27 protein-coding genes and 1 tRNA gene are annotated in these 25,955 nt (G+C 65.7%); 17 read left to right on the top strand and 11 right to left on the bottom strand.

The features are described 5' to 3' along the window. The 6 genes from H7X47_RS25915 to H7X47_RS21055 all read left to right on the top strand — a co-directional run. Window positions 1-207: hypothetical protein (locus H7X47_RS25915; protein WP_227010644.1), on the top strand; the 207-nt coding region annotated here is incomplete at its 5' end. Window positions 208-570: 363 nt separating this feature from the next. Beyond that, window positions 571-852, top strand: coding sequence for a BufA1 family periplasmic bufferin-type metallophore (locus tag H7X47_RS21075; RefSeq protein ID WP_193370708.1), 282 nt, complete (start codon window positions 571-573; stop codon window positions 850-852). A 32-nt stretch (window positions 853-884) separates the two neighbouring features. Next, the gene (gene bufB / locus H7X47_RS21070; RefSeq protein WP_193370707.1) at window positions 885-1,754 is read left to right on the top strand and encodes an MNIO family bufferin maturase; all 870 of its coding nucleotides are present in this window, start codon (window positions 885-887) and stop codon (window positions 1,752-1,754) included. Next, window positions 1,741-2,529: an HvfC/BufC N-terminal domain-containing protein gene (locus H7X47_RS21065; RefSeq protein ID WP_193370706.1), complete on the top strand. Its 789-nt coding sequence runs from the start codon at window positions 1,741-1,743 to the stop codon at window positions 2,527-2,529. Before bufB ends, H7X47_RS21065 begins: the two co-directional genes overlap by 14 nt. 11 nt (window positions 2,530-2,540) lie before the next feature. Further along, a complete protein-coding gene (locus tag H7X47_RS21060) occupies window positions 2,541-3,017 on the top strand; it encodes a DoxX family protein (RefSeq protein WP_193370705.1) in 477 nt (158 codons plus the stop codon). A 15-nt stretch (window positions 3,018-3,032) separates the two neighbouring features. Continuing rightward, window positions 3,033-4,388 (top strand): NAD(P)/FAD-dependent oxidoreductase, encoded by a 1,356-nt coding sequence (locus H7X47_RS21055; protein WP_193370704.1) that lies wholly within the window; start codon window positions 3,033-3,035, stop codon window positions 4,386-4,388. On the opposite strand, the gene H7X47_RS21050 is transcribed toward H7X47_RS21055, so the two are convergent. After that, complete coding sequence (locus H7X47_RS21050) at window positions 4,385-5,275, bottom strand: LysR family transcriptional regulator (RefSeq protein WP_193370703.1); 891 nt, start codon at window positions 5,273-5,275, stop codon at window positions 4,385-4,387. The genes H7X47_RS21055 and H7X47_RS21050 overlap by 4 nt on opposite strands. Window positions 5,276-5,613: 338 nt before the next feature. On the opposite strand from H7X47_RS21050, the gene H7X47_RS21045 reads away from it, so the two are divergent. The 4 genes from H7X47_RS21045 (at window position 5,614) to H7X47_RS21030 (ending at window position 9,512) form a co-directional block, all read left to right on the top strand. Next, window positions 5,614-6,438: a 3-hydroxybutyrate dehydrogenase gene (locus H7X47_RS21045; protein ID WP_193370702.1), complete on the top strand. Its 825-nt coding sequence runs from the start codon at window positions 5,614-5,616 to the stop codon at window positions 6,436-6,438. 16 nt (window positions 6,439-6,454) lie between these two features. Further along, on the top strand, window positions 6,455-7,537 hold the full coding sequence (locus H7X47_RS21040) for a patatin-like phospholipase family protein (RefSeq protein ID WP_193370701.1): 1,083 nt from the start codon (window positions 6,455-6,457) through the stop codon (window positions 7,535-7,537). Window positions 7,538-7,740: 203 nt separating this feature from the next. After that, the gene (locus H7X47_RS21035; protein WP_193370700.1) at window positions 7,741-8,220 is read left to right on the top strand and encodes a cupin domain-containing protein; all 480 of its coding nucleotides are present in this window, start codon (window positions 7,741-7,743) and stop codon (window positions 8,218-8,220) included. 86 nt (window positions 8,221-8,306) lie between these two features. After that, the gene (locus H7X47_RS21030; RefSeq protein WP_193370699.1) at window positions 8,307-9,512 is read left to right on the top strand and encodes an MFS transporter; all 1,206 of its coding nucleotides are present in this window, start codon (window positions 8,307-8,309) and stop codon (window positions 9,510-9,512) included. A 525-nt stretch (window positions 9,513-10,037) separates the two neighbouring features. Here the strand turns inward: H7X47_RS21030 and H7X47_RS21025 are convergent. The 4 genes from H7X47_RS21025 to dctP form a co-directional block, all read right to left on the bottom strand. Continuing rightward, the gene (locus tag H7X47_RS21025; RefSeq protein WP_193370698.1) at window positions 10,038-10,427 is read right to left on the bottom strand and encodes a RidA family protein; all 390 of its coding nucleotides are present in this window, start codon (window positions 10,425-10,427) and stop codon (window positions 10,038-10,040) included. Window positions 10,428-10,459: 32 nt separating this feature from the next. Next, on the bottom strand, window positions 10,460-11,767 hold the full coding sequence (locus H7X47_RS21020) for a TRAP transporter large permease (RefSeq protein ID WP_193370697.1): 1,308 nt from the start codon (window positions 11,765-11,767) through the stop codon (window positions 10,460-10,462). Beyond that, window positions 11,764-12,357 (bottom strand): TRAP transporter small permease, encoded by a 594-nt coding sequence (locus tag H7X47_RS21015; protein WP_193370696.1) that lies wholly within the window; start codon window positions 12,355-12,357, stop codon window positions 11,764-11,766. The genes H7X47_RS21020 and H7X47_RS21015 overlap by 4 nt, the downstream gene beginning before the upstream one ends. 84 nt (window positions 12,358-12,441) lie before the next feature. Beyond that, window positions 12,442-13,476 (bottom strand): TRAP transporter substrate-binding protein DctP, encoded by a 1,035-nt coding sequence (dctP, locus tag H7X47_RS21010; RefSeq protein WP_193370695.1) that lies wholly within the window; start codon window positions 13,474-13,476, stop codon window positions 12,442-12,444. Between the two features lie 263 nt (window positions 13,477-13,739). On the opposite strand from dctP, the gene H7X47_RS21005 reads away from it, so the two are divergent. From H7X47_RS21005 to eutC, 4 genes are all read left to right on the top strand, one after another. Next, complete coding sequence (locus tag H7X47_RS21005) at window positions 13,740-15,122, top strand: aminotransferase-like domain-containing protein (protein ID WP_193370694.1); 1,383 nt, start codon at window positions 13,740-13,742, stop codon at window positions 15,120-15,122. Further along, window positions 15,007-16,404 (top strand): NAD(P)/FAD-dependent oxidoreductase, encoded by a 1,398-nt coding sequence (locus H7X47_RS21000; RefSeq protein WP_322096521.1) that lies wholly within the window; start codon window positions 15,007-15,009, stop codon window positions 16,402-16,404. The genes H7X47_RS21005 and H7X47_RS21000 overlap by 116 nt, the downstream gene beginning before the upstream one ends. A 217-nt stretch (window positions 16,405-16,621) precedes the next feature. Then, a complete protein-coding gene (locus H7X47_RS20995; RefSeq protein WP_193370692.1) occupies window positions 16,622-18,004 on the top strand; it encodes an ethanolamine ammonia-lyase subunit EutB in 1,383 nt (460 codons plus the stop codon). Beyond that, window positions 18,001-18,795 (top strand): ethanolamine ammonia-lyase subunit EutC, encoded by a 795-nt coding sequence (eutC, locus tag H7X47_RS20990; RefSeq protein ID WP_193370691.1) that lies wholly within the window; start codon window positions 18,001-18,003, stop codon window positions 18,793-18,795. Before H7X47_RS20995 ends, eutC begins: the two co-directional genes overlap by 4 nt. Before the next feature lie 155 nt (window positions 18,796-18,950). Here the strand turns inward: eutC and H7X47_RS20985 are convergent, their stop codons facing one another. The 5 genes from H7X47_RS20985 to H7X47_RS20965 form a co-directional block, all read right to left on the bottom strand. Then, complete coding sequence (locus H7X47_RS20985; protein ID WP_193370690.1) at window positions 18,951-19,238, bottom strand: hypothetical protein; 288 nt, start codon at window positions 19,236-19,238, stop codon at window positions 18,951-18,953. Window positions 19,239-19,774: 536 nt separating this feature from the next. After that, entirely contained in the window at window positions 19,775-19,933 is a 159-nt protein-coding gene (locus H7X47_RS26575) for a relaxase domain-containing protein (protein ID WP_193370689.1), read from the bottom strand. 62 nt (window positions 19,934-19,995) lie between these two features. Continuing rightward, window positions 19,996-20,325: a relaxase domain-containing protein gene (locus tag H7X47_RS26185; protein ID WP_193370734.1), complete on the bottom strand. Its 330-nt coding sequence runs from the start codon at window positions 20,323-20,325 to the stop codon at window positions 19,996-19,998. A 253-nt stretch (window positions 20,326-20,578) separates the two neighbouring features. After that, window positions 20,579-20,688, bottom strand: a tRNA-OTHER gene (locus tag H7X47_RS20970). A gap of 17 nt (window positions 20,689-20,705) precedes the next feature. Then, on the bottom strand, window positions 20,706-21,029 hold the full coding sequence (locus tag H7X47_RS20965; RefSeq protein WP_193370688.1) for a DUF736 domain-containing protein: 324 nt from the start codon (window positions 21,027-21,029) through the stop codon (window positions 20,706-20,708). Window positions 21,030-21,780: 751 nt separating this feature from the next. On the opposite strand from H7X47_RS20965, the gene H7X47_RS20960 reads away from it, so the two are divergent. From H7X47_RS20960 to H7X47_RS20950, 3 genes are read left to right on the top strand one after another with little or no spacing between them, the layout of a single operon-like run. After that, entirely contained in the window at window positions 21,781-22,107 is a 327-nt protein-coding gene (locus H7X47_RS20960; RefSeq protein ID WP_193370687.1) for a hypothetical protein, read from the top strand. Next, complete coding sequence (locus H7X47_RS20955; protein WP_193370686.1) at window positions 22,097-22,426, top strand: hypothetical protein; 330 nt, start codon at window positions 22,097-22,099, stop codon at window positions 22,424-22,426. The genes H7X47_RS20960 and H7X47_RS20955 overlap by 11 nt, the downstream gene beginning before the upstream one ends. A 53-nt stretch (window positions 22,427-22,479) precedes the next feature. Further along, window positions 22,480-22,569: a sulfotransferase gene (locus H7X47_RS20950; protein WP_227010663.1), complete on the top strand. Its 90-nt coding sequence runs from the start codon at window positions 22,480-22,482 to the stop codon at window positions 22,567-22,569. Window positions 22,570-22,680: 111 nt separating this feature from the next. Here H7X47_RS20950 and H7X47_RS20945 read toward each other — a convergent pair whose 3' ends face one another. Continuing rightward, entirely contained in the window at window positions 22,681-25,833 is a 3,153-nt protein-coding gene (locus tag H7X47_RS20945; RefSeq protein ID WP_193370685.1) for a tyrosinase family protein, read from the bottom strand. Window positions 25,834-25,955: the final 122 nt, after the last annotated feature.

The following is a 25,955-nucleotide window of genomic DNA, read 5'->3' as shown; positions in this document are numbered from 1 at the left end:
GAGGCGCAGCCGTCCTTCGGCCAGATCAGGCCAGAGAGAGGCCGTTTGGTCCGGTCAACCAGCAGAGAAGCCAGGAACGGTACCGAGCATCTGGTTCCTGAGGAGGCTGGCATCGCTACCCGGCGCACCATTTCCGTCCCGGCCCTGAAGGCCCCGCGGCTCGCGGCCCGGCAGCCTTGCGACGGCATTCAGCTCTCTCGCCTCTGATCGGCCGCGAGGCTCCAGTGCCCACCTTCAGAGATTGGATTTGGTTCCTCGGGGTGAGAAGGGGCCAGACTACAGCAAATGTCGCCTCTGGCGCTCCTAACCGACTTCGATAGGTGCCATGTAAAGTTCGGTTTTTGACCCACACCGGACATTTCCGGCGGCTCAAACCGGGACGGTGCTGCAGTCGGAGGGTAGTTGAGCGCTACCCTGACTTTCAGTCGGCGTATCGATCCTATGCCCTTTCCGCATTTCCGCCCGCGCGGCGCCGCAGGCATGCTCCCGATACAGGTAAGGGCCAAGAGTGACGGCAACGGACAGCCGGCTGGTCCTTGCTGAGAACCACAGAACCAACGGAGATGTCTCATGAAGACCGCGACTCTCGTGGTGGCCGCATCCCTCGTCGGCGCCGCGACCCTGCCTGCCGTGTTCACTTCGGAAGCACAGGGCGGGCCAGCAGCCAAGCCCGATTTCAAGTTCGAGAAGTGCTTCGGTGTGGTCAAGGCCGGCAGCAACGACTGCCAGACCGCCACATCCTCCTGCGCCGGAACGTCCCGGCGCGACGGCCAGGCCGACGCCTGGATTTATCTGCCGGCCGGCTCCTGCGCCAAGATCGCCGGCGGCAGCATTCAGCCCAAGAAGGGCTGACATCGGCCGCGCGAGACCGGAGGGGTGCCGCCATGACCTTCCCGAGGAATTTCCATACCGTCTTCCCCCGTTGCGGTATCGGCCTGCGCGCCGCGCACCTTGCGGAAGTCATGGCCACCCGTCCGGACATCGCCTGGGTCGAGGTCCATGCCGAGAACTACATGGGCGGCGGCAAGGCCCTGCGCGACCTGGAGAGGATCCGCGAAAGCTATGCCGTCAGTCTGCATGGCGTCGGGCTCTCTCTGGGCAGCGTGGAGCGCCCCGATGTAAAGCACCTGCAGCGCCTGCGCGACCTGATCGGGCTGATCGAGCCTTGCCTGGTGTCCGAACATCTCGCCTGGTCGTCCTTTGGCGGCGTCTATCTCAACGATCTGCTGCCGATTCCCTACACCCGCGAGAGCCTCGACATCGTGGCGCGCAACGTGACCATCGCGCAGGACTTCCTGCAGCGGCCCATCTTGATCGAGAATCCCTCGGCCTATCTGACCCTCAGCGCGTCGACGATTCCGGAGGCCGAGTTTCTTGGCCTGCTGGCGCGGCGCAGCGGCTGCGGCCTGCTGTGCGACGTCAACAACGTGCAGGTCACCTGCGCCAATACAGCGGGCAATCCCTGCGACTGGCTCGACGCGCTGCCGGCGCAGGCGGTGGGTGAGATCCATCTCGCCGGGCATGCGGTCAATCCTGCCGGTGGCCGCGTCGTGCTGATCGACGACCACGGATCGCCGGTGGCGGAGTCCGTCTGGGCGCTCTACGGCCATGCCGTCGCGCGCTTTCCCCAGGCGCCTGCCTTGCTGGAGTGGGACAATCGGCTGCCCGCGCTTGCGAGGTTGCTTGAAGAGGCGGCGCTGGCCGATGCGAGGCACGCCGCCGCGCTCGGGAGCCCCTGCAATGCAGCAGCTTAGCGCCCTCCAGTCGGATCTGCGCCGGGCCATCTTGTCGGGTGACAGCCGGGCGTCTCACACCGCCATCCGGCCGCTCGGCCTGCCGCCGGCACAGCGCCTGCGTATCCACGCCAACCACTACCGGATCACCCTGAGTGAGGCTCTGGCCGCCACCTATCCCGTGGTGGCGCGGCTGCTCGGAGAGCCCTGCTTCGCCGGCCTGGCCCGCGAATTCATTCAGCTGTCGCCGCCGACGTCGCCCTGCCTCTTCGAATACGGCGGCGGCTTCGCGCACTACCTGGACGCCGTGCCCCTGCTGATGGAACTGCCCTACCTGCCGGATGTCGCTCGTCTCGAGTGGGCGCTGAACGAGGCCCGCCATGCGGCCGACGCCGCGGCCCTGCCGCCGGCGGCCCTGGCGCTGCTGCAGGATTGCTGCTTCGCGGAGGTGGTCCTCACGCTGCACCCCTCCAGCCGGCTCGTCACCTCGTCCTATCCGATCGACCGCATCTGGCGCACCAACCAGCCAGGTGCCGATCCCGAGACCACCATCGGGCTCGACGAGGGGGGCACCCGCCTGCTGATCCATCGCGATGGCGACGATGATGTCGTCTGGTGCCCGCTGTCGCCCTGCGAGTTCGATTTCCTGCAGGCACTGCGCGCCGGCGTACCCCTGGGGTGCGCCTGGGGGGCCGCGAGCCGGGCTGATGCCTCCTTCGACGGTGGTCGCACGCTCTCCGGGCTGCTGGCCGCCGGCGTTCTGGCCGATTTCCGCTTTCCGACAACTCAAGCTTAGAGGTGCGTCCCATGAGCACGATACATCTTCATGCTTTCCCACGTTCCGGCCTGGCCGCCCAGGCAAAGAACCTGCGTGACCTGCTGGGGCGCTTTCCCCGGCCTCTGCTCGACTTTCTCCTGCGTTTCGGCATCGCCCTGGTGTTCTGGAAATCCGGCATGGCCAAGATCGCCAGCTGGGATCTGACCGTGCAGCTCTTCGCCGACGAGTACCAGGTGCCGGTTCTGCCGCCGGAGCTCGCCGCCTATCTGGCCGCTAGCGCCGAGCTGGCCTGTCCGGTGCTGCTGGTCGCCGGCTTCGGTGCCCGCTTTGGCGCCGCGGCCCTGCTGGGGGTCACCTTCGTCATCCAGGCTTTCGTCTATCCGGATAACTGGTCCGAACACCTTCTCTGGGCCTCGATTCTGACCTATGTGTTGACACAGGGAGCGGGTTCGCTCTCCTTCGACCACCTGGTCGCCCGCCGGCTGTTCGCTCCGGCGGCGCGCTGAGCCTGGGAAGATGCCATGCCGCCGATACACAAGGAGGCCGCCGGACGCCGGCAGGTGCCGCGCGTCGTCATCGTCGGGGCCGGCTTCGGCGGCCTTGCGGCGGCGCAGGCCCTGGCCGGAGCTCCCGTCGAGGTGACAGTGATCGACCGGCGCAACTACCACCTGTTCCAGCCCCTGCTGTACCAGGTGGCCACGGCCGGCCTCTCGCCGGCGGATATCGCCTGGCCGATCCGTGGCATCCTGCGCGGCCAGGACAACGCCGCCGTGCAGTTGGGCCGGGTCACCGGAATAGATAGGGAACGCCGCGAGGTCCTGATCGGCCAACGCCGGGTCGGCTACGATTTCCTGATCCTGGCGACCGGCGCCCGCCATGCCTATTTCGCCCACCCGGAATGGGAGGAGGTGGCGCCCGGCCTGAAGAAGATCGCCGACGCGACCCACATCCGCGAGCGCATCCTCATGGCCTTCGAGCGTGCGGAGGCGGAAGGCTGCGATGCCGAAGAACGGGCGCGCCTCCTGACTTTCGTCGTGGTCGGCGGCGGGCCCACCGGCGTCGAGATGGCCGGGGCCATCGCCGAGCTGGCCAGACGCGCCCTGGCCCGGGACTTCCGCGTGATCGACCCCGCGACCACCCGCATCGTCCTGATCGAGGCGGGGCCGCGGCTGCTTCCGGCCTTCCCGGAGTCGCTCGCCGCCAAAGCGAAAGGTGCCCTTGAAAGCCTCGGCGTCGAGGTGTGTCTCGGTTCGGCGGTCAGCCGCTGCGATGCGGCCGGTGTCGCCGTCGGCGACGCGCGCATCGAGGCGCGCAACGTGATCTGGGCCGCGGGCGTCATGGCTTCGCCGGCGGCGAAGTGGCTGGGCGCGGATTGTGACCGCGCCGGCCGGGTAAAGGTTTCAGCCGACTTTTCGCTGCCGGGATGGCCGGAGGTCTTCGTCATTGGCGATACTGCCGCCGCCGTCGATGCGACGGGCAGGGTCCTGCCGGGCGTTGCGCCGGTGGCCAAGCAGATGGGGCGCCATGTCGCAGACCGGATCCGGGCGCGGGTCGAAGGCGTGAAGCCCCCGGCGCCTTTCCGCTATCGCGACTTCGGCAATCTGGCGACCATTGGCCGCAAGGCCGCGGTGGCGGACTTCGGCCGGCTGCAATTCAGCGGCTTCTTCGCCTGGCTGCTGTGGAGCCTCGTCCACGTCTACTTCCTGATCGGGCTGCGCAACCGTTTCGTCGTGGCTCTGACCTGGCTGTGGAACTACGTCACCTTCCAGCGCGGCGCGCGGCTGATCACGGGCGGCGAGGTGGAGGGGGAGGAATCCGGCCCGGCTTCTGAAATCACGGCGCCGCGCGGGGCAGCGATTTCAAGGCAGCCGAACTAGTGAACGGTGGTTTCGTCCCACTGCGTCGTCCGGGCTTCGCGCACGAAGGCGCCCACGGCCGGTGAGTGCGGGCGGCCGCGCACGGTCGCCAGGGAAACCGTGCGAGCAACCTCCGGATCGACCAGCGGCCGGGTCTTGACCCCCGGAACCGTCACCGAGAACTCCGGAATGAAGGAAAAGCCCAGGCCGGCGGCGGCCATGCTGATGATCCAGTCGTCTCTTTCGCTGCGGTAGGGCCGGATCGGCTCTATGCCCCTCTGCGCGTAGAGTTCCAGCATCTGGTCGCCGAACTCGCAGTTCACCCGGCTGAGGTAGAGTTTCTGGTGCAGGTCGCGGAGGCGTACCGCATTCAGGCTTTCGAACTCGTGGCCCGGCGCGAAGGCGATAACGAAACGCTCCACGTAAAGCGGCAGCGCGTGGAAGCGGTCCGGCGTCTCTCCCGGGAAGGCAAGCAGGGCGACGTCGATCTCGCCCTCGTCCAACATGTGGTGAAGCGTCTCGGCGGTCGCGTCCCGCAGGGTGAGTTCGACACCGGGATAGCGTTCACGGTAGTTGCGCATCAGGCCGATCAGGCGGTGCGGACCGATGGTGCACATCAGACCGAGCGACAGGGAGACGTCCTTCATCTGGGTGAATTCCTTAGCGCGATTCTTCACCGCCGAGGCCTGATCCAGCAGGCCCTCCAGATAGGGGCGGACGATCTGCCCCAGGTCGGTCAGATGGGTCTTATTGCGCTCCCGGTGCAGCAGGGGGCCGCCGAACTCGGCCTCCAGTGCCTGGATGGCCCGGGTAAGGGACGGCTGGGTCACGTTGCAGAGCTCTGCCGCGCGGGTGAAATTCAGCGTCTTGCAAAGGGTCACGAAGTAGCGCACCTGCTGGAGTTCCACCGAATCACCCTCCAATAGTCCTGCCGCATCGCCACATTAGATACCCGGCTCGGGGCCTCCGCAACTATCACGATCACACCAAAGGACCTCCAGGATAGGAGGCAAAGACAAGGCACAGGGCGGCGGCTACCGCGGCGGCTCCAGGGCTTTGGCGGCCGGCAATTCCAGGGTGAAATCAAATTGCCTGAAACCCGCTGGGGTAGCAGCTCCCGAGGTATGCCGGGTCACCATAGGCTCGCCACATGGAATCGTTGCCGAGACGGCATTTCCGGTCTTGCGTCCACCCCGCCATCCTTGGATCCGACAGAGACCCCCGACCTCAGGAGAGCCAGCTTCCCATGTTGAACACCACCGCATCCGCTGTACCGCATAGCCTCTCGGTGCTGGCCGGCAAGACCGCCATCGTCACGGGCTCGACAAGCGGCATCGGCCTGGGCATTGCCCAGGCGCTCGCGGCCGAAGGCGCGAACGTCGTGATCAACGGCTTCGGCGCGGCCCGGGAGATCGAGGCGCTGCGCAGTGAGATTTCCCGCGACTATGGCGTCGAGGTGCTCTATTCCGGCACCGACATGAGCCAGCCCGAAAAGATCGCCGAGATGATCGAGACTGCGGCCGGAGAGTTCGGCCAGGTCGATATCCTGGTGAACAACGCCGGCATTCAGCATGTTTCGCCGATCGAATCCTTTCCGCCGGAAAAGTGGGACGCCGTGCTGGCGATCGACCTCAGTTCCTCCTTCCATGCCATTCGCGCCGTCTTCGCCGGCATGAAGGAACGCCGCTGGGGCCGTATCGTGAATGTGGCTTCCGCGCATGGCCTCATTGCCTCGCCCTTCAAGGCGGCTTATGTGGCGGCCAAGCACGGGCTTGTCGGCCTGACCAAGGTGGTCGCGCTTGAGGGCGCCGAGTGCGGCGTCACCTGCAACGCGATATGCCCGGGTTACGTCTGGACGCCCCTGGTGGAAAAGCAGATCGAGGATCAGGCCAAGTCGCATGGTATTTCCCGCGACCAGGTCGTCCGCGACGTGCTGCTGGCCCAGCAGCCGGACAAGCGCTTTGCCACGGTCGACGATATCGGTGCGCTGGTCGCTTTCCTCTGCGGGCCGGCGGCGCAGTCGATTACCGGTGCGGCACTGCCGGTCGACGGCGGCTGGACCGCCCACTGAAACCGGGAGAAGAGCCATGGTCACCGCCACCCGCTACCGCAGTACCGCCTCGGGCGCCGCCTCCAGATCACCAAAGTCCGCCTCGGCCGAGGTGAAGAGTGTCAACCTGGCCCTTCAGGGGGGCGGCGCCCACGGCGCCTTTGCCTGGGGTGTGCTGGACCGCCTGCTGGAGGACGAGCGCATTGCCTTTGAAGGCATCAGCGCCTGCAGCGCCGGTGCCATGAACGCGGCCGTTCTCGCCTACGGCCTTACCGAGGGCGGGCGCGAGGGCGCCAAGACGGCGCTGACCAACTTCTGGCGCCGCATCAGCCACAGCTCGCTGTTCAGCCCGCTGCAGCCGACGCCCTGGGACCGCCTGACGCACAATCACGCCCTGGAGAGCTCACCCGCCTTCCTGGCCTTCGACCTCATGACGCGGCTGTTCTCGCCCTACGAGTTCAACCCGTTCAACGTCAATCCGCTGCGAGAGGCGCTGGCGGAGACCGTCGATTTCGAACGGTTGCACAGCGACTGCGCGATGAAGCTGTTCCTCTCCGCCACCAATGTCTGCAGCGGCAAGGTCAAGATCTTCACCAATCCGGAGATCACCGTCGATGCCGTGCTGGCCTCGGCCTGCCTGCCGTTCATGTTCCAGGCGGTGGAGATCGACGGCGAGCACTATTGGGACGGTGGCTACATGGGCAATCCAGCGATCTATCCGCTGATCTATCACTGCGACAGCGCCGATGTCGTCATCGTGCACATCAACCCCATCGGCCGCAGCGGCGTGCCGCGTAGCGCGCGCGACATCCTCAATCGTATCAATGAAATCAGCTTCAACTCCTCGTTGATGCGCGAGATGCGCGCCGTCGCCTTCGTCACCCGGTTGATCGACGAGGGCAGGATCTGCGACGGGTCGCTAAAACGTATGCGCATCCACGCCATCGCCGCCGAGGAGTTCATGCGTGACCTCAGCGTCTCCAGCAAGCTGAACCCGGACTGGGAGTTCCTGACCCATCTGCGCGACGTCGGCCGGGCCCATGCCGAGACCTGGCTGGCCGAGGCCTTCGGCAAGCTCGGTGTCGAGTCCTCGATCGAAATCCGCGACTCCTACCTTTGATTGTTCCCGCCTTGCCTCCCCGACTGGTCCCGCTGCCCGTCCGCAGCGGGGCCTTTTCTTCGCCGGCCGGGGGCGATAAGCGGGGGCTATGGAAACCACAGCCAGGCGGCATTTCTCTTCGCAAGTCCCAGGCCCCATCCTCGCTGTCGACATTGCGGCGGAGGATGCCGCGGTGCCCTGCCATCAGATAAGGAGCTGCAAAGATGAATGAGTTTCCTGCCCGGAAGACCTCCGCGGGTTTTGCGGCGGGCGGGGGGATGCGGCCCGCGCCGCCCGCCAACGCCGGCGGCTGCCCCGCCGACAAGGTCGCCGACAATCCCCTGAAGGATGCCGCCACCATGCCGGCCGGCGTGACCGACACGGTGCTCACCTCCATCGACCTCTCCGAGGAAGCGGTGAAGCTGAACGACCGCCTGTTCCGCCTGCGCCGCCTGGAGGTGCAGCCGGGCGGCGTGGTGCCGATGCATGCCCACGGTGACCGTCCCGCCCTGATCTACATCATCTCCGGCACGGTCACCGAGTACAGCAGCAGGTGTTCGGTGCCGATTGTCCACAAGGCGGGCGAGGCGGCGATGGAGTCCATCGGCCTGACCCACTGGTGGAAGAACACCGGCAAGGAGGCCGCTGTCCTGATCTCCGCCGATCTCTTCCACACCGAAGCCAAAGACGAACACGTCATGTGATCCCAGCTTGTCCGACCGGGGTGTGACGCCTCCCTTCCGGGGGCGCCACACACCGTGTCGCCCTGCCTGCGAGAGGCCCTGCCGTCATGCATGCCCATCCCGAGATGATCGCCGAAAGCCGCCGCAGCGCCGCGGTCTCCCTGCGTCTGCTGGTCATCGGCCTTGCCGCCTTTCTCACCGTGGTCGACCTCTTCGCGACCCAGGCGATCCTGCCATCGCTGGCGCGGGCCTACGGTGTGAGCCCAGCGGGGATGGGCGTGGCGGTGAACGCCAGCACTTTCGGCATGGCGGTTGCCGGGCTTGTCGTCGCCCTGTTCAGCCGCCGCATCGACCGTCGCCGCGGGGTCGTGCTCAGCCTGGTGGTCCTCGCCATCCCGACGGTGCTTCTTGCCTCTGCGCCCGACCTGGCGACCTTTGCCGCGCTGCGCGTGGCCCAGGGGCTCTGCATGGCGGCCGCCTTCACCTTGACGCTCGCCTACTTGGCCGAGCGGTGCAGCATGGCCGACTCGGCTAGCGCCTTTGCCGCCTACATCACCGGCAACGTCGCCAGCAATTTTATCGGGCGTCTGTTCTCGGCCGGAATTGCCGACCACTTCGGGCTGGCCGCCAACTTCTACTTCTTCGCCTTGCTGAATCTGGCCGGCGCCGTGCTGGTCTACGTTACCCTGAAGCAGGCGCAGCCGATGGCCGCCACGGGCCAGCCGGCCGCCTCACCCTTCGCGGTCTGGGGCGTGCACCTGCGCAATCGCGCGCTAAGCGCCAGCTTCGCTATCGGTTTCTGCATCCTCTTCGCCTTCATCGGCACCTTCACCTATGTGAACTTCGTGCTGGTGGGCGAGCCCATCGCCATCAGCCAGATGAGCCTCGGCTTCGTCTATGTCGTCTTTCTGCCGTCGATCCTCACCACGCCCTTTGCGGGGCGGCTGGCCCTGCGCTTCGGCGCACGGCCGACGTTCTGGGCCGCCCTCGCGATCGCCGGCCTCGGGCTTCCGCTTCTGTTGCTGCCGCGCCTGGAGGCGGTCATGGCCGGCCTCGCGTTGGTTGGGGTCGGCACCTTTTTCGCCCAGGCAGTCGCAACCGGCTTCGTCGGCCGCGCCGCCACCGCCGACCGCGCTGCTGCAAGCGGCCTCTACCTCGCCAGCTACTTCCTCGGCGGGCTGGTGGGCAGTGCCGTGCTGGGCCAGGTCTTCCAACGGTTCGGCTGGGAAGCCTGCGTTGGCGGCATCGGGCTTTCTCTTGTTGTCGCTGCTCTCTTGGCCGGCAACCTCCGTCTGCCGGAGGCAAGCTATTGAATGCACCCTTCGGGAGCGGCCTGGTCGCCGCCTGCCGGTCTTTCGTCCAACAAATCTTGTGTACGTGCAGCGATATGGTGGCGGGCGCACGCGGCGCCTCCACAAGCTGGTCGAAGCCGCCTGCCACAAGCACCTCGCCAAGCTCGCCAGCAATGCTGGCATGCGGTGACTTGGCGGAGGAGAGGGTGGCAAGACTGTCAGCCGGACCGCTTGATGGAAGGGGACGCGACCGTCAGGCTCATAAACTTGAAGGCTAAGGGCGCGAATAAAGCATTCCGGGAGAAGGTTTTTGGCATTGAGGCCGGACATGGGCGAACAGCCTGCGCGCAGACTGCGCGGGTTTAAACCCTGCCGCCGAATCCAACATGCGGCGAGCACATCCAACGGCGACGACTGCTGGCTTATTCAGCTTAGTAACCAGTACCTGACGTCTTCCGCTTCCAGCTCGAATTCGGGTTCTGACCCAGAAGAGACGTTGCACAGGTCGCCACCAGTTATCGTAGCAGCCTTGGTCGGCGCGCCGGCTCACTTCTCCTGGCGGGCTGCTGCGATAACTTCGATTTCGACGCGGTAGGGACCCATCAGCTCAGCGCGCACACAGGCGCGCGCGGGCAGCTCTGCCCCGAAGTAGGTGCGATAGACGGCGTTGAAGGTATCAAAATCGGCGGGATCGGTCAGCCAGACGGTGGCCTTCACCACGTCCTCCAGGCCGAGGCCCAGGGAGGCGAGCACCGCGTCGATGTTCTCGATCGTCTGGCGGGCCTCGGCGGCGATGCCGCCTTCGGCGAGCCGCCCCAGCGCATCGACGCCGACCTGGCCGGCCAGGAAGTAAAGATCACCAGCGCGCACGGCCTTGGAATAGGGCGGCCCGCCGCCGGCCGCAGTTGAGTCGTGAGGAAAGCGCTGGATGGACATGGTTGCTCCTGAAATCGTTACGGTCCGGCAGGTTACGGCAGGCCGAGAATCAGCCTCGGCAGGGTCATCGACAGGGCAGGGATGAAGGTCGTGAGCAGGACGACCGGGAGGTAGGCCAGAAAGACGAAGACCAGCGTCGGCGTGAGCATCCGCGCCAGCGGCACCTTGCCTATCAGGGCCGCGAAATAGAGGATCGGCGCCGTCGGCGGCGTGATCAGCCCCATACCCAGATTTGTCGCCACGATGGCCGAGAAGTGGACCGGGTCGACCCCGGCTAGGGACATGACCGGCATCAGCAGCGGCGCGGCCAGCAGGATGCCGCTGACGTCCTCCATGAACATGCCGACGATCATCAGGAAGAGGTTGGCCAGCAGCAGCAGAACGGCCGGGTCCTCGCTGACCGTCAGGAAGCTGTCGAGGATCTGCTGCGGCACGTTCTCCAGCGTCCAGACGCGCCCCAGCATGGCGGCGAAGAAGATCAGGACCATCAGCACGCCGGTGGTCTGTCCGGCGCGCCACAAAACTTCACCGGTCTCCCGCCAGTTGATGTCGCGGTAGAGGTAGATGCTGACCGGGATGGCGTAGACCACGGCGACGGCAGCGGCCTCCGTCGGCGTGGTAACGCCGCCGTAGATGAAACCGAGGATGATGAGCGGCATGGCCAGGCCGAAGCCGGCGCGCCGGGTCCGCTGCATCACCTCGCGGCCGAAGTGGCGCGCCGTCGTCTTTTCCGGCATGACCAGGGGCATGCGGCGGGTGAGCACGAAGTTCCAGAAGGCGAGGAAGCAGCAGAGCAGGAGGCCGGGTATCACCGGCGCCAGGAAGCAGGCCAGGATGGAAGTGCCCGTCACCCAGCCATAAAGAATCATCGAGGCGCTGGGCGGGATCATCAGGGCCAGAACCGCGGAGGCCGAGACCAGCGCGGTGGCGTAGGCGCGGTCGTAACCGCGCTCTTCCATGCGCGGGATCATGATGGTGCCGATCGCGGCCACCGCCGAGGAGGCCATGCCGGAAATGGCGCCGAAGATGGCCGTTGCGATGATCACCACGATGCCGAGGCCGCCGCGCGCCCGGCCGAAGAAACTGTCGGCCAGGTCGACCAGCCGCGCGGCAATGCCTCCGTGACTCATGATCCCGCCGGCGAGGATGAACAGTGGGATGGCCGCCAGCACGATGGAGGACAGCTTGCCGTAGCCTGCGCCGATCAGGAAGGTAGCGCTGCCGAAGTCTCCGAACAGCATGAGCACCAGCACGGCCCCGGCGAAGCAGATCGGGACGGGAACACCGATGATCAGCAGTAGGGTCAGGACGGCAGCATCGATGACGACCAGGACGTTCATCTGTCGCTCCCGGTCCGCAGGCGGTGCCAGTGCTGCAGCACCTCGGCGGCGAAGTAGAGGGTCATGAGGGACAGGCAGAGCGGCATGATGCCGTGGATCCAGGCCATGGGAATCCCCGTTTCGAGCGACATGCTGCCGCGCTTCAGGGTGAAGGCCAGGTACTGCCACGCCCAGACCGCCATCCAGCCCGAAAGCACCAGGGTGACGAGGCTGCTGAAGGCGGCGACCGCCTCATGGGCCTTGCCCGGCGGCAGAACCAGCTCGACCAGGCTCGCTGAGATATGTCCGCGCTCCCAGGCGCCATGGGAGGCGCCGATGAAGTAGAGGTAGACGGCCACGAAGCTGACCAGTTCCTCGATGCCGAAGAGCGAGATCCCGAGGACGTAGCGGGTGAAGACCTGAACGGTGACCAGCAGCGTCAGCGAAGCGCCGCAGAGGAGGAGCAGGAAGCGCTGCAAGCGCAGCTTGGCGTTCCACAGTTTCAGCGCCGGGCCGCTCAGGAAGAACGGCGTGTTCACGCCGTCGGGATGATAGCTGCCGGAGGCCGCGACGCTTTCGGCCACGCCCGCATGGGGCTCGTCTTGGGGCATTGGAGGTCTCCCGAAAGGGCGGAGGGGAAGAAGCCGGGCCGGCCCCCGGGAAGGTTCTGGAGGCCGGCCCGGAGTCGTCGCCCACTACATGCCCAGGGAGGACTTGAGCTTGGCGAGCGTTTCCTCACCCAGTTCGTCGGCGATCTTCGGCCAGACGTCCTGCCGTGCCACGGCGGCGAGCTGTTCCAGGGTCGCGTCGTCGAAGGTGACGACCTCGATGCCGGCCGCGCGCATGGTATCCAGATGCTTGGCGTCGGCCGCCTTGACCTGCTCGAAGCGCTCGGCGCTCACCTGCTGCGCTGCGTCCAGGAAGACCTTCCGGTCCGCTTCCGAGAGGCCGGCGTAGCGCTCGGAGTTGATGATGAACCAGTCACCTTCGAAGTGGTCGTTGTACTGCACCCAGGTCTTGGTGATGTCCTTGAAGGACTCAAGGGCCATGCCCGCGGTGCCGCCGATCTGGCCATCGACCACGCCGGTCTGCATGCCGGTGTAGAGTTCGGCCCAAGGCAGTGTCGCCGTGTTGTAGCCGAAGCGTTCCAGCAGCACGCGGTGCGTGGTGCCGCCCGGCCACACGCGGACCTTCAGGTTGCGATCCAGCTGCACATTGGCGGGGTCCTGGACCGCCTTGGCGAAGCCGGCGCCGCCCATGCCCTCGCCGTAGACGCCGAGCGGCGTCAGGCCCTTCTCGGAGATCGCTTCGCTGACGATGCCGAAGACCGCGCCGCCCGGAGAGAGCGACTGCTTGGCCGTGTCGTAGTTGGTGAAGGCGTAGGGGAACCAGGTGATGGCGAGCCGCTTGTCGTCGGAGGTGGCCAGCGGCTGCATGGCCATGTCGACGGCGCCCTGCTGGACCTGCTCGTAGACCTCGGTCCAGTCGCCCAGCTGGCTGGCAGGATAGACCTTGATCGTGATGCGGCCGTCGGTGCGCTCTTCCACCAGCTTGGCGAACTTCTCGGCGGCCTTGGCGCCGTCCGAGCCGGGCTGCTTCAGGGTCGAAAGGCGCAGGGTCTCGGCCTGGGCCGCGCCGGCCAGCAGCAGCGTCGAGGCCAGGGTCGCCGACACCAGGGCCGCCGAAATCCGCCGCAGGGCGCGCCGGCCGGTTGTCTTGGATGCATTCATCGTTGTTCTCCTCGTCCTGTTCGGGGCCTGACATTTGTATGTCAGACAAATTTGATTATTATCACTTATATGACCATACAAATCGACTATCGGATCTGGCAACACAAAAATTCTGTCGACTTTTTGAAATATTATTGCGCAATATCCGGATTAGAGCGATCGGCGGTCATTGGATCAGGATCAATGGTCAGACAATCGGGTTGCCTTGCCGGACCGCTTGTGGCACAAGCGCCGGGGCACAACGAGGAGCGGCGGCCGCAGACATGTTCCAGCGCATCGAGATCAGTCAGGGCGATCTGCCGATCTACCAGCAGCTGGCCGAGGTGATCGCCGGCAAAATCGCCTCCGGCGAGCTGGTGCCCGGCGACCGTCTGCCGCCGCAGCGCGACATCGCACGGATGGCCGGCGTCAACCTCACGACGGTGACGCGGGCCTTCGCGACGTTGCAGCAGCGTGGCCTGGTGGAAAGCCGGCCCGGGCGCGGCTCGATTGTCGCGCGCCCCGCGACGACGGCCAGCTTCAAGTCGTCGCCCAGCGAAGCGCCCGGCTTCACCGATCTCTCGGTGAACCGCCCGGCCACGCCCGCCTACCTGGGCGTGCTCGCCAAGCTGCTGCCGCAGCTGCCCGCCGATCCCCGTTACTCCGCCCTGCAGGATTTCCACGCGCCGGAGGGGCCGGACTGGGCCCGCGAGGCGCTGGCCCAGTGGCTGGCCCCGGCGGTCGGTGCGGCCGAGCCGGCGCGGGTCATGGTGACTAACGGCGCGCAGCACGGCCTTGCCTGCGTGCTGGGAGCCATCGCTCGACCCGGTGAGACGGTCCTTGCCGACGCCGTCACCTATCAGGGGATCGGCGCGCTCTGCCGCTCGCTGGAATTGCCCCTGAAGGCCGTCGCCATGGACGCCGGCGGCATGCGTCCGGATGTCTTCGAAGCCGTCTGCGCCACCCAGGCGCCGCGCGCGGTCTTCCTGGTGCCCAACCTGCACAATCCCACGGCCATCACCCTGGATGCCGGGCGCCGCCGCGCCATTGCGGAGATCGCCCGGCGTCACGCCGTGACGATCATAGAGGACGACGTCTACCGGCCGCTGGCCGACGACCCGCCCCCGACCTTCGTTTCCAGCGATCCCGACATCACCATCCACGTCAGCGGTTTCTCCAAGTGCGTTGCCCCCGGCCTGCGGCTGGGGGCGGTGGTCGCGCCGCCGCGGCTGCTGGACGACATCGCCGCCATGCTGCGCATCAACTGCTGGAGCACCGGCGCGCTGACCAACCTGGTGGCGACGCGAATGATCGAGGACGGCTCCGTCGACAGCGTCATCGCCGAGCAGAAGGCGGAGCTGCGCCTGCGCCAGGCGATCATCGCCGAGGTGCTGGCCGGCTACGAGTTGACCGCCAGTCCGACCTCCACCCACGCCTGGCTGTCTCTGCCGGAGCCCTGGCACGGCAACGCCTTCGCCAGCGCCGCCCAGCGCGCCGGTGTCGGCGTGCTGCCCGGCGAGGCCTTCGCCATAGGCCGCGACCTGTTGCCCCATGCGGTGCGCATCAATGCCGGGGCCGCCCGCTCGCGCGAGGAACTGCGCCGCGCCCTCGAAATCCTCCACAGCCTCCTCGTCGACGGACACCTCCACGTCGATGCAAAGGTCTGATTCCGCATCCCCTGGCGCCGTCCCCCGGCGGCGCTCGACTGAGGTCGCCGTTATCGGCGGCGGCGTGGTCGGACTGGCTGCCGCCCTGCGTCTCGCGGCAGACGGCCGAGAGGTTCTGATCATCGAACCGAACGTGCCGGGGGCGGGCGCCTCCTACGGCAACGCCGCCACCATCGCCACCTACGCCGTACTGCCGGTGGGAACGCCGGCGGTGCTGCGCAGCCTGCCGGCCCTGCTGTTCGACCGCGCGAGCCCGCTGTCGATCCGCACCGCCGCCCTGCCGGCCTTGGCGCCTTGGCTGCTGCGTTTCGCCTGGCAATCGCCGCCGGGCCGGATGCATCGCAACGCGGCAGCGATTGCCGAGCTGCTGGCGGATGCGGTCCCGCTCTGGGAGGAACTGACGACTGCCATCGGCGCCGCGGACCTCCTGCGCCGGGACGGCTGCCTCTATCTCTACGAGACGGCTTCGGCCCTGCGCGCGGCGGCCTGGGACACCGCCTTGCGGCATGACCTCGGTGTTGCGCTGGAGCGGTTGGCGCCGTCGGAAGTGGCGGCCCTCGAACCCGGCCTGCCGGCAATGGAGGGAGGCGCCGTCTTCTTTCCCCAGGCGGCCAGCCTCGCCGATCCGACCCGCGTCATGGAGCGGTTGACCGCTGCGGCGACGGCCGCCGGGGTGGAGATCCTGGCCGCCGCGGCGAGCGCCCTGGAACGCCGGAACGGCGGCGTCCATGTGACGGCGGACACAGCGGAAGGGGGCAAGACCGAGGTCGTGGCCAAGACCGTGGTCATTGCCGCCGGCGCGCATTCCCGGCATCTCGCCGTGCAGGCCGGCGACCGTGTGCCGCTGGACACCGAGCGCGGCTACCACATCGAGTACGACATGGAGACGCCGCCGGTATCGCGCCCCGTCTGCCGGGTCGGGCGCGGCTTCTACTTCGTGCCGCTGAGGGGGCGGCTGCGGGTCGTGGGGACCGTCGAGCTGGGGGGTCTGAAAGCGCCGCCCAATCCGCGCCGTATCGATCTGCTGAGGCAAGGCGCCGAAGAGTTCTTCCCCGGGCTCGGCGCGCCGCAGCGGAGCTGGCTCGGCTTCCGACCTTCGATGCCGGATTCCCTGCCGGTGATTGGTTCGTCGCGCGGCGGCCGCGACATCATCCTCGCCTTCGGTCATGGCCATCTCGGCCTGACGCTGGCGCCGGTGACCGCCCGCCTGGTGAGTGCGATCGTGGATGGACGAAGCAACACGCCGGCACCGCCGGCCTGCTCGCCGCTGCGCTTCGCCTAGGAGGCGCTTGCCAAGGAAATCCGCCGGATGCTTAGGTAATCGCCAACAGCCTGCGGATCTCAGCGAGGTTCGCCGCGGAAATCATAAGCAGGCGCACGGACGGGTGGCACCGGAGGCCGAGACACCTCCAGAGGCGGACCTGCAATCGGGGAAATTCTCTTGGTGGGACTGGCCGGCGCTGGGCCGGACAGAAAGTCGGTTATTGAGAGGACCGCCGATGGCTTACCGCAACTCTTCCGGCCGCCAGACCTGGGTGTTCCGGGATCTGAAGGACCTGATGGCCAAGGCCACGCCGCCGCGCTCCGGCGACATGCTGGCCGGCATCGCCGCCGGCTCGGCCGAGGAGAACGTCGCCGCGAAGATGTGCCTGGCGGACGTGCCGCTGAAGGCCTTCCTGTCGGAAGCGCTTGTGCCCTACGAGACCGACGAGGTCACCCGGCTCATCCTCGACAGCCACGATGCGAAAGCCTTCGCGCCGGTTTCCCACATGACGGTCGGGGAGTTCCGCGACTTTCTGCTCGGCGAGGAGACCTCGACGGAGATGTTGTCGGCGCTGGCCGCGGGCATCACGCCGGAGATGGCGGCCGCGGTGTCCAAGCTGATGCGCAACCAGGACCTCATCCTGGTCGCCAGGAAGTGTGTGGTGGTGACCCGCTTCCGCAACACCATCGGCCTGCCCGGCACCATGGCGGTGCGCCTGCAGCCCAACCACCCCACCGACGATGCGCGTGGGGTGGCTGCCTCGGTGGTCGACGGCCTGATGTACGGCTGCGGGGACGCGGTCATCGGCATCAACCCGGCCTCCGACTCGACCGCCGCCATGGCAGAACTGGCGCTGCTTTTCGACGACATCATCGGCCGCTTCGACATTCCGACGCAGTCCTGCGTCCTGACCCATGTGACCACCTCCATCGAGCTCATCGAGAAGGGTCTGCCGATTGACCTGGTGTTCCAGTCGATCGCCGGCACCGAGGCGGCCAACCGCTCTTTCGGCATAGACCTGGCGGTACTGGCCGAGGGCCGGGAAGCGGCTCTCTCGCTGAAGCGGGGCACACTCGGCGACAATGTCATGTACTTCGAGACCGGGCAGGGATCGGCGCTCTCGGCCTCCGCCCATCATGGCGTCGACCAGCAGACCATCGAGGCGCGCGCCTATGCGCTCGCCCGTGCCTTCGATCCGTTGCTGGTCAACACGGTGGTCGGCTTCATCGGGCCGGAGTACCTCTACGACGGCAAACAGATCATCCGCGCCGGACTGGAAGATCACTTCTGCGGCAAGCTGCTCGGCCTGCCGATCGGCTGCGACATCTGCTACACCAACCACGCCGAGGCGGACCAGGACGACATGGACACGCTGCTCACCCTGCTGGCCGCTGCCGGGGTCACCTTCATCATCGGCGTGCCGGGGGCGGACGACGTGATGCTGAACTACCAGTCCACGTCATTCCATGACCAGCTCTACATCCGCGAGGTGCTGGGCGTGAAACGGGCGCCCGAGTTCGAGGCCTGGCTCCAGCGCATGGGCATCACCGGGCATGATGGGCAGCTTCGGCCGCACAGCGCCTTGCTGCCGCTGCTGCCGATGGAGCTGGCTGAATGACCCGGCGCAAGGAAACCCCCGCTCTGCAGAAGGATTGGAAGTACCTGAGCCGGCTGACGCCGGCGCGCATCGCGCTGGGCCGCAGCGGCTCGGGCCTGCTGACCGCCGAGGTATTGAAAATAGCCATGGCCCATGCCCAGGCGCGCGATGCGGTGCACACGCCCTTCGATGGCGAGGCGCTGGCGGCAAAGCTGGCCGGCCTCGGCCTGGCCGCGGTCTGCGTCGCCACGCCCGCGACGCGCCGCGACGTCTACCTGCGTCGTCCCGACCTCGGCCGGCGGCTGGACGAGGCGAGCGCCCGGGCGGTCCGCAATCTTGGCCAGACGGGCGCCGACCTCTCGATCGTGATCGCCGACGGACTGTCGTCGACCGCCATCGAGACCAATGTCGTGCCGTTGCTCGAAGCCCTGCTGCCGCAGCTGCGACAGATGGGTCTGTCCCTGGCGCCGGTCGCCGTTGCCGGCGGCGGGCGTGTGGCCCTGGGCGACGAGATCGGCGGGGCCCTGGAGGCGCGGCTTGTGCTGGTGCTCATCGGCGAGCGGCCGGGGCTGTCGTCGCCGGACAGTCTCGGTGCCTACCTCACCTTCGAGCCGCGAATAGGCCGCAACGACGCGGAGCGCAACTGCGTCTCCAACATCCGGCCGGGCGGTCTCGGCTATTCTGTGGCCGCGTCCAAGCTGGCGTGGCTCATTGAGGCAGCCCTGAAGCGCGGTCTGACCGGGGTGCAACTGAAGGACCAGAGCGCCCAGGATCTTGTCGTAGCGATGCGGCATGGTGCAATTTCTGACTGAAATTCCCGCTGGGTTGCCGGCGGCAATTCTGAGCTGAGCTTGACGCAGCGCAATGTCTTCTCCTGGCACACCAGGGACATCCAAGGCCGGCAGGCAGATGTCCGATGTTCTGCCGAAAGCGGTCATAGGCACATCATCGTTCATGAGTGCACGACCTAGTCCTTGAGCTTTACTGGCTCGACGATGAAACGGCCGCGGCCCCGGCGAACGGCATAGGCGCCACCACGCGGAATTTTCAGCTTCTTGATGAGAGGATTGAGCGCCTTTTCGAGCATCTCAATATTGGGATCTTCCGCCTCATTTCCCTTGCCTTGTTGGGCATACCACTTGGAAAAAGCTTCTTCCGCGAGCTTGTCGCCAATCGATTTCCGGAGTGCATTCAGCTTGCGAAGTTCGCCTTTTGTCAGCGCCTTCTCATCAATCTTTGAGCTTGATTTAGCCATCTATTGACCTCTTTCTACCAATGTGTTCAATCGTTATTGCTTGGAAGTGCCGAGAGTACAAGCGCTGTCGATCTTTCAAAAAAAGTGTCTTTCGCGTGGAGATTGAACGCACCATGGAAGAAGGATTTCTGGGTGCAATTCAGCATTGCCCATAGGCAATGCGATCAATCTCTTTCATCGTCGCGATCCTTATTACGGAGCTTCAGCTTCATACCAGCTGAGCCTGCGGGCTGGCATAAGCTCTGCAGAAGCCGATTCACCCGCGCGCCACGGCGCGCTGCACTCTCCGAAGTGATCGCTCTTGTTGGTACTCCGCTCCGGTGCGAGGGAACACTGTTTTCGGGCTGCATTAAGGGTGGCGGACCCGATTGGCGTTCCTGCCGTTGTTGTGCAGGCGCTGCGCGATGATGTCGCGAGACGGTGGCGGATAACTGAAAGTGCATAGCACTGGCTTCGGATCACCAGGTGTTCAAGAGACCACTCAGTTTGGCGTTTGCCTTGGCCCGGCGTGTGCACGGTGTCGCCACCTCCATGCCTCATTCGGTGTTGTGGCCATGTGTGCTGGTAGCTTTTTCGATGGCCTGACGGCGCTTCGAGAATGCTCGTTCGATGTGTTTTGGAATGGCTGCAACACGGAAGTTGTTGCCTTTGCGCTCCAGCCTGTGTCTCTGCTGCTCCAGCTCATGCGCGAGCACAGTTCATAGACTGCGCCAACTTCCTTCTCAGCCTTGTACAGCTACTTGCTGACAATGGCACCTCACGAACCATCCTTCTGCGGCGCCATATTGAAGATGAAGCAGTGCGTGCGAAGCTGCGGGTCGAGTTTACGGCTGGTATAGTGATCGAACTGGGCCGATAGGGGCCCGGCGGCCTGCTCCCGGCATCTGCCACCCTGACCTCGTCGGGAGCAGGCCGCCTCCTTTTCCAGATGGCGGATCGCTTCCATGACAGCCGTACACTGCGTGGCGTCGATGACGGCGCGCTCTTTCAGCTCAGAAAGTGCCCAGAGCACAGAGACCGACTTGGGCGCGCTGAAGGTCATGTCCCAGCTGGCAGCATGGCTGTGGGCGTGGCCGCTCTCCTGCAGCCACTGTGAAGTCTGGTACCCATGTCTCTGGTCAAATCTGCCACCTGTCTATCTGGTTTGGACCAAGGGCCCGGGAGTTTCCAATCCATGAGTCGGCCCCTCGTGCTCTGACCGTTTATCCAGAACACCCAGCAAACATCCTCCCCGGGTTTTCCCCGGGTTTTTCGTGCATGTTCGTGCGGTGTTCCGCATTTCGGCGCAGAGCGCCGCATTGAGGTGGCGCCGATTTTTATAGTGATTTCAGTGGGATAAATGGTGCCGCCGGGGTGAATTGAACACCCGACCCCACCCTTACCCTGGGTGTTGTTGAGGGCAGTCTTGGGGCAGACCGAACACGAAAGGCCCCGCCCGGCTGAGCCGGGCGGGGCCTTGCACCGGTCTCACTCGCCGCCGCGGCGGTTCGGGCGGGACCAGATGAGGGTGAAGCCGTCGCCGTCCTCGTCGTCGAAGAGGTTGGCGTAGATCGGGGCGGTGAAGCTCGGGTCGTCGAGCTTGAGGCCCAGGTAGTCGCGGCCCTCGTTCGAGCGCTTGGACCAGGCGGCGCCGATCTCGGCGCGGCCGACGTAGATCCGGTGGCTGGGGGCGTTCTCGCCGTTCGCCTTGGCGTCGGGGACGATGCGGACGTTACGGGTCTGCAGGCTGAGGGTAACGATCTCGCCGGTGAACTCGGTGCCAGCCTTCTTGAAGGTGCCGATGGTAGCCATGATTTAAGTCTCCTTGATCTGCTGTGGTGAGACCGCACCATTGCGGCCTCGATGGCGATCGGGAGGCCGGAGGCGATCGCCGACGCATCGCTTGCGACCGCAGCGCAGCGGAGGATGGCAGGCGGGAGAGCTTTCTTGCTGCGCGAGGAATGCCGGCACCCTCGGGGTCCCCAAGCGATCTGTCGCGTGGGGTGGGGGGCGGCAGGGGAAGAAAGGTAACCGGCGCCATTGCGGCAGAGGCGATCGAGGCGCAGCCGTCCTTCGGTCAGATCAGGCCATGGAGAGGCCGTTTGGCGCGGGCGGCCAGCAGAGAAGCCCCGAGAGACTACGGCGAGGATGCGGCTTCTGAGGCGGATGGCGTCGCCACCCGACGGGTCCTGTCCTTCCTGGCCTTGCAGGTCCCGCGGTTCGCAGCCCGGCAGCCTAGGGGACTGGGACCAGTTCTCTCGTCTCTTGTCGACTGTAAGGGTTCGATGCCTGCCTCCAGACACTGGATTTGGCCCAGGGGAGGAGAGGAGGGGCCGACTACAGCGAATGTCGCCTCTGGTGCTCCTAACCGACTTCGATAGAAGCCATGTAAAGCTCAGCTTTTGACCCGACGCGGTCCTCGTCAGAGCGACCGCTGCGCAGCGCGCCTTGTTCGCAGCGAAAATGATTGCCGTGTTTGCGGAACGGTGTGTACGCGTCCACTTCGGAGGGACTTTCACGCCCGGAAACAGGAAGCTCGCTGCGATTCTTGCGGCGGACGTGGTTGGGTTACCTGCGCGGCATGGTGGTGTTCCATCGCTTCGACCGCACTGCGAACCGCGAGGCGCTGGGGAGCTTCTCACGCGCCTTCGAGCTCGATCCCGATTTCGGTGCCGCACTGGGCATGGCGGCGCGCTGCTATGCCCAGCGCAAGGGGTTCGGTTGGCTAACGGATCCCCAGGCCGAGGCGGCCGAGGCCCGCCGGCTCGCGCGGCTCGCGGCGAGCCGGGCCGGGACGATGCAGTGGCGCTCGGGGCGGCGGGTTCGCCAAGGCGATCTGCGGCGAGCCGGACACGGCTGTGGAGCAGGCGTGGCCGGCGATGCGCCTTAACCCCCCGGCCGCCCAGACCTTCGCCATGCAGGCGGTGGTCGTGCTGGGCCATTTCCTCGCCGGCCACGAGGAGGAGGCGCATGCGCTGGCCAGCGGTGCGATGCGCGAACTGCCGAATTTCCCGATCGCCGTGGGCGTGGCGGCGGCCAGCGCCGCTATTTCCGGACGGGACGCCGAGGCTGCCCTGGTGATCGGCCACCTAAGGGAGCAGGCCCCCGCCTTAAGGCTGTCTAACCTGTCAGATTGGTTTGCCTCCTGGCGGCCAGAGGACTTCGCGGGATGGTCTGAGGGCCTCCGCAGGGCGGGTCTGCCAGGGTGATCACGCACCCGGCCGCTGTGGAACCGGGCGCAACTGCAATGGAGAGGAAGCGGATGACGATCAGGGTGATCGGCGCGGGCGTCGGCAGAACGGGGACGTACTCGCTCAAGCTCGCGCTCGAGCAACTCGGCTATCTCACTTAAATGACCAGCAGCAGTAACACGCCAGCCTCCTGCTTCCACTCTGCTTCCAGATGCAAAGTAGGCCTGAGCGGGATTTCCGCTAAGACCTAGTTTTGATCGGTCGTGGGGATGCTATTTCTTCTTCGATGACCGCTTGGAGGCCCCTGCCATAGGCGTCGTATAGAAGCCTTCGCTCGGAATATGAACGATCGCCTGGTCGGCGGCACTCGCCACTTCTCCTTTACTCTCCGGCATCTGCGCCATCGCCAATGCGGTGCTCTCCGACTCGCGATCGAAGGCCATCCGCGAAAAGAGGTTTTCGATCTTGTCGAGGCGCTCAAAGAGGGCCCGGTCTGTTGCTGAAGGGGCGATCGGGGAGCCCTTTGTCGTACGCTCGCCCGCAGGAGCGCCCGGCTCTCGCATGGCGGTTCGTTCTTTCGCCGCGCAATACTCCTTGATGCAAACCCGCAGGGCATCAAGATTGATGCCAAGTTCGTTGAGCCTGACCGCGAATTCCGGCTGGATGGCTTTGTTCATGATGCACTCCAGAAGCTTGCACAGGCGTTCGTCGAAACTGCCACCGGTGCCACCGTCCGAAGGACCGCGTGGCGAGTCCGCTCCCAGGTGGACGGCGGCCGAGATGAGCTGCTCTCGCGTGAATGCCCGGCCGAACAACGTGCGACCGCTCGCGATGATCCGCGTCGTGTAGACACCTACGACGCTCGCCACCGTGGACGCGCGAAAACGGCCAGGCTCGTATTCCGCAAACGAAAGAGTTGTGACGCTCCCGTCCGGACGAGTCAACTCGCCTCTCACCTGTGCGCGGTGGTCGACCGGCTGATTATATTCCACCAGCGCGGCACGAAACTCGAGCGTGGCGCCGGGCTCGTGGTGGCTCTGCTGCACGCTTGCGCTCATGTGCAGGTTCGACCGTGTCTGCACGATCAGCTGGTACGCGAGAGACTGACGCTTCGAGCGCAGGAACTCAATGATGTCCGATCGCTTCTCCTTCTCCAGAAGTTCCTTAAGGCGCTTCTCGTCAAATCGCATCAGCGCATGCCAGCGTCCGGCGTGGCTTCCCTGCGCATCGGCCGGCAGGGCCGGCAGCTTGATCCGATAGAAGGCCGTCCGGCGATCCTCGACATAGGTGATGTTCACCGCCGATACCGCGTCGGCGCGCTGAATGATCGTTCCGTCGGGCGTCTCCAGAGCGAAGTCCAGGAGCGCCGGGTAATGGCTCAGCCCGATGACGTCGATTTCGATGTCGGCGTCCGTTACATCGAACGGCATGCGATGCTTGGAACTCAGCAGAAGGTTCGCGCGCGGATCGAGGATGATGTCCTGGTTGGTGACCCCGGCGAGCACCTGAATGAACAGTTTGGTCAGGAAGAACTCCTGCACTGCGCTGCTCATGTCACCAGTGATGAGCAAGTCGCCGTTGTTATTCTTGGTGATCATCTCCAGCGCGACCTCGCTGACATTGCCGGCGGTTCCAAGACCGACCGCGAATGTGTTGGCCGAAATCGAGCCGGATACGTTGTCGATGGTCGGCGACTGGTTTTCGTTGCCGTCGGTCATGACGACCATCGCCAGCACGTCGTAGGGATCGGGTGGCGAGAGTGCACTCGCCGCCGCTTGGCCATCTGCAAGCACGTCGTTCGCCTCCAGAATGGCGGCGCCAATGCCGGTCAGGCCGCGCGGGTCGAGGCTGACGCCCGCGAGGATGGAATCGATCCCGGCACGGCCGGACCCGGCGGCGACGGGGGAATAGGGACCCATTTTTGCAACGTCGAGCAGCCGGTCGACCAAATCGTCGTATCCGACGACGCCGACGCCGTCCTCCGGCCGCATCAGAGCGGCGAAGACCGAGACCGCATCCTTCAGTAGCCCAGCCTTGGTCGTGTGCGTGCCAGTCGAGCTGGTGGTGGCCGTGTCCGCCATGCTGCCGGAGCGATCGAGCACAAGGGCGACGGCAGTCTTCTGCACCGGCACCGGTGTTGCCAGAAGATCGACCGTCACGGTCAGCAGAGAGAGATCGTCGCCGGGATTGGGCACGTAATAGCCCTGCGTGTCGGTGATATAAGCCTCAATCGTTACGGAGCTGCTATCCGGTGGCCCGCCTACATTCGGCGCCGTGTAGGCGACGAAGACATATCCATAGACGAACGGCTCCCCGCAAACGGGCTCCGCAGTGAAGGTAGTGACCGGCGTCTGCGAGAAGTTGCCGGATGGCCCGCCGGTGATGTGAAACCGGACTTGCCGCGCCGTCTCAACGCGGAAGCGAACAGCGTGATATGTCGTGGCGCCGGCGGGCACGTTGCCAAAGTCGACGCTTGGCGTATCGAGGGTGACGGACGGGATGTCCGTATCGTACATGTAGCCGCCGGCCTTGTGATCGAGGACGCTGTCGACAATGTAGTTGGCGCCAAAAAATGCGCCGAACACCGCCATGTTGTCGCCCAGCCGATGGCCCGCGAGCGAGGCCGACTCTCCGGCTCCCGGCACGTATGGCGCGATCTGGCCTAGCGCTGGCGCGTGCTTCTGCTGCCAGACCGCCCAGAGCCTGTCGACGTTGGCGTGATGAAGGAAGAACACAGGATCGTTCGGCGAGCTGTCGGGCAGCATGGAGCCGCCGACATAAACGTGACCGGCATTGTGGAAGCGGACCGGCGGTGCACCGAACCAGCCTTCCAGCTGGTTACGAAAGCCGTTGGTGCTGGGTGAGTCGTCCCATGGCGTCATGTCCTGCGGCGTGACGGCGAGCATGTCCAACACCTGCTGTGGGGTCGGTAGCACGGCGACGCCGGAATTGGGGGTGAAGGGGGAATCGCGCTGTAGATAGGGTTGGACGCTCGCGGCGTCTTCGGGCGGAACGTTGAGGGTCCAGTTCCCTTCAGCGTATGCGAAGGCGCCTGTGGTGACTCGATTGTCGGCCCCGTCTCCCTCCCCACCCAGTAAGTCAGTCGTGAACGGGTTGCTCGCCGCGTCCGCCCAGTCCCAGTAGGGCAGGGCGAGCGTGGCGTTGCCGGACACGGTCTGCAGGTCCTTTTCGAGCAGCTCGATATACTTGCGGTGCCAAGCAAGAAATCCAGGTCTGCGATGGGCTCCTGTATCGACGATCGTGTGGAGCCAGACATAATCGTCGTAACGACTGGTCGCGCCACGGGCCTGTGCTGCGGGAACTTGGCTCGGGGCCTTGGATGGGTTCTTCAGATCAAGGAAGGCTTGGACGAGGGCGGCTTTCTCCGCGGCGCCCAGCGACTTCACGTTCTTTCTACAGTTCATTTCCGCATCCTCCCGGTTCCACTGTCGGTGCTTCGACAGTAGGCAACACCATCCGCCCCTCTGCGGAGCGCACCGGACTACCAGCAATTTCGATGACGGCAATGTCTACGGGCCGGCCATCT

The organism is Pelagibius marinus (assembly GCF_014925385.1).
In the GTDB taxonomy this organism is placed as follows: Bacteria; Pseudomonadota; Alphaproteobacteria; order Kiloniellales; family Kiloniellaceae; genus Pelagibius; species Pelagibius marinus.
This window is presented reverse-complemented; position numbering and strand designations above follow the sequence as displayed.

Excerpts from the sequence above, each read along its gene's own strand:
- H7X47_RS21075 (WP_193370708.1), top strand. The coding sequence starts at position 571 with ATGAAGACCGCGACTCTCGTGGTGGCCGCATCCCTCGTCGGCGCCGCG.
- bufB (WP_193370707.1), top strand. The coding sequence starts at position 885 with ATGACCTTCCCGAGGAATTTCCATACCGTCTTCCCCCGTTGCGGTATC.
- H7X47_RS21065 (WP_193370706.1), top strand. The coding sequence starts at position 1,741 with ATGCAGCAGCTTAGCGCCCTCCAGTCGGATCTGCGCCGGGCCATCTTG.
- H7X47_RS21060 (WP_193370705.1), top strand. The coding sequence starts at position 2,541 with ATGAGCACGATACATCTTCATGCTTTCCCACGTTCCGGCCTGGCCGCC.
- H7X47_RS21055 (WP_193370704.1), top strand. The coding sequence starts at position 3,033 with ATGCCGCCGATACACAAGGAGGCCGCCGGACGCCGGCAGGTGCCGCGC.
- H7X47_RS21045 (WP_193370702.1), top strand. The coding sequence starts at position 5,614 with ATGTTGAACACCACCGCATCCGCTGTACCGCATAGCCTCTCGGTGCTG.
- H7X47_RS21040 (WP_193370701.1), top strand. The coding sequence starts at position 6,455 with ATGGTCACCGCCACCCGCTACCGCAGTACCGCCTCGGGCGCCGCCTCC.
- H7X47_RS21035 (WP_193370700.1), top strand. The coding sequence starts at position 7,741 with ATGAATGAGTTTCCTGCCCGGAAGACCTCCGCGGGTTTTGCGGCGGGC.
- H7X47_RS21030 (WP_193370699.1), top strand. The coding sequence starts at position 8,307 with ATGCATGCCCATCCCGAGATGATCGCCGAAAGCCGCCGCAGCGCCGCG.
- H7X47_RS21025 (WP_193370698.1), bottom strand. The coding sequence starts at position 10,427 with ATGTCCATCCAGCGCTTTCCTCACGACTCAACTGCGGCCGGCGGCGGG.
- H7X47_RS21020 (WP_193370697.1), bottom strand. The coding sequence starts at position 11,767 with ATGAACGTCCTGGTCGTCATCGATGCTGCCGTCCTGACCCTACTGCTG.
- H7X47_RS21015 (WP_193370696.1), bottom strand. The coding sequence starts at position 12,357 with ATGCCCCAAGACGAGCCCCATGCGGGCGTGGCCGAAAGCGTCGCGGCC.
- dctP (WP_193370695.1), bottom strand. The coding sequence starts at position 13,476 with ATGAATGCATCCAAGACAACCGGCCGGCGCGCCCTGCGGCGGATTTCG.
- H7X47_RS21005 (WP_193370694.1), top strand. The coding sequence starts at position 13,740 with ATGTTCCAGCGCATCGAGATCAGTCAGGGCGATCTGCCGATCTACCAG.
- H7X47_RS21000 (WP_322096521.1), top strand. The coding sequence starts at position 15,007 with ATGCGGTGCGCATCAATGCCGGGGCCGCCCGCTCGCGCGAGGAACTGC.
- H7X47_RS20995 (WP_193370692.1), top strand. The coding sequence starts at position 16,622 with ATGGCTTACCGCAACTCTTCCGGCCGCCAGACCTGGGTGTTCCGGGAT.
- eutC (WP_193370691.1), top strand. The coding sequence starts at position 18,001 with ATGACCCGGCGCAAGGAAACCCCCGCTCTGCAGAAGGATTGGAAGTAC.
- H7X47_RS20985 (WP_193370690.1), bottom strand. The coding sequence starts at position 19,238 with ATGGCTAAATCAAGCTCAAAGATTGATGAGAAGGCGCTGACAAAAGGC.
- H7X47_RS20965 (WP_193370688.1), bottom strand. The coding sequence starts at position 21,029 with ATGGCTACCATCGGCACCTTCAAGAAGGCTGGCACCGAGTTCACCGGC.
- H7X47_RS20955 (WP_193370686.1), top strand. The coding sequence starts at position 22,097 with ATGCGCCTTAACCCCCCGGCCGCCCAGACCTTCGCCATGCAGGCGGTG.
- H7X47_RS20950 (WP_227010663.1), top strand. The coding sequence starts at position 22,480 with ATGACGATCAGGGTGATCGGCGCGGGCGTCGGCAGAACGGGGACGTAC.
- H7X47_RS20945 (WP_193370685.1), bottom strand. The coding sequence starts at position 25,833 with ATGAACTGTAGAAAGAACGTGAAGTCGCTGGGCGCCGCGGAGAAAGCC.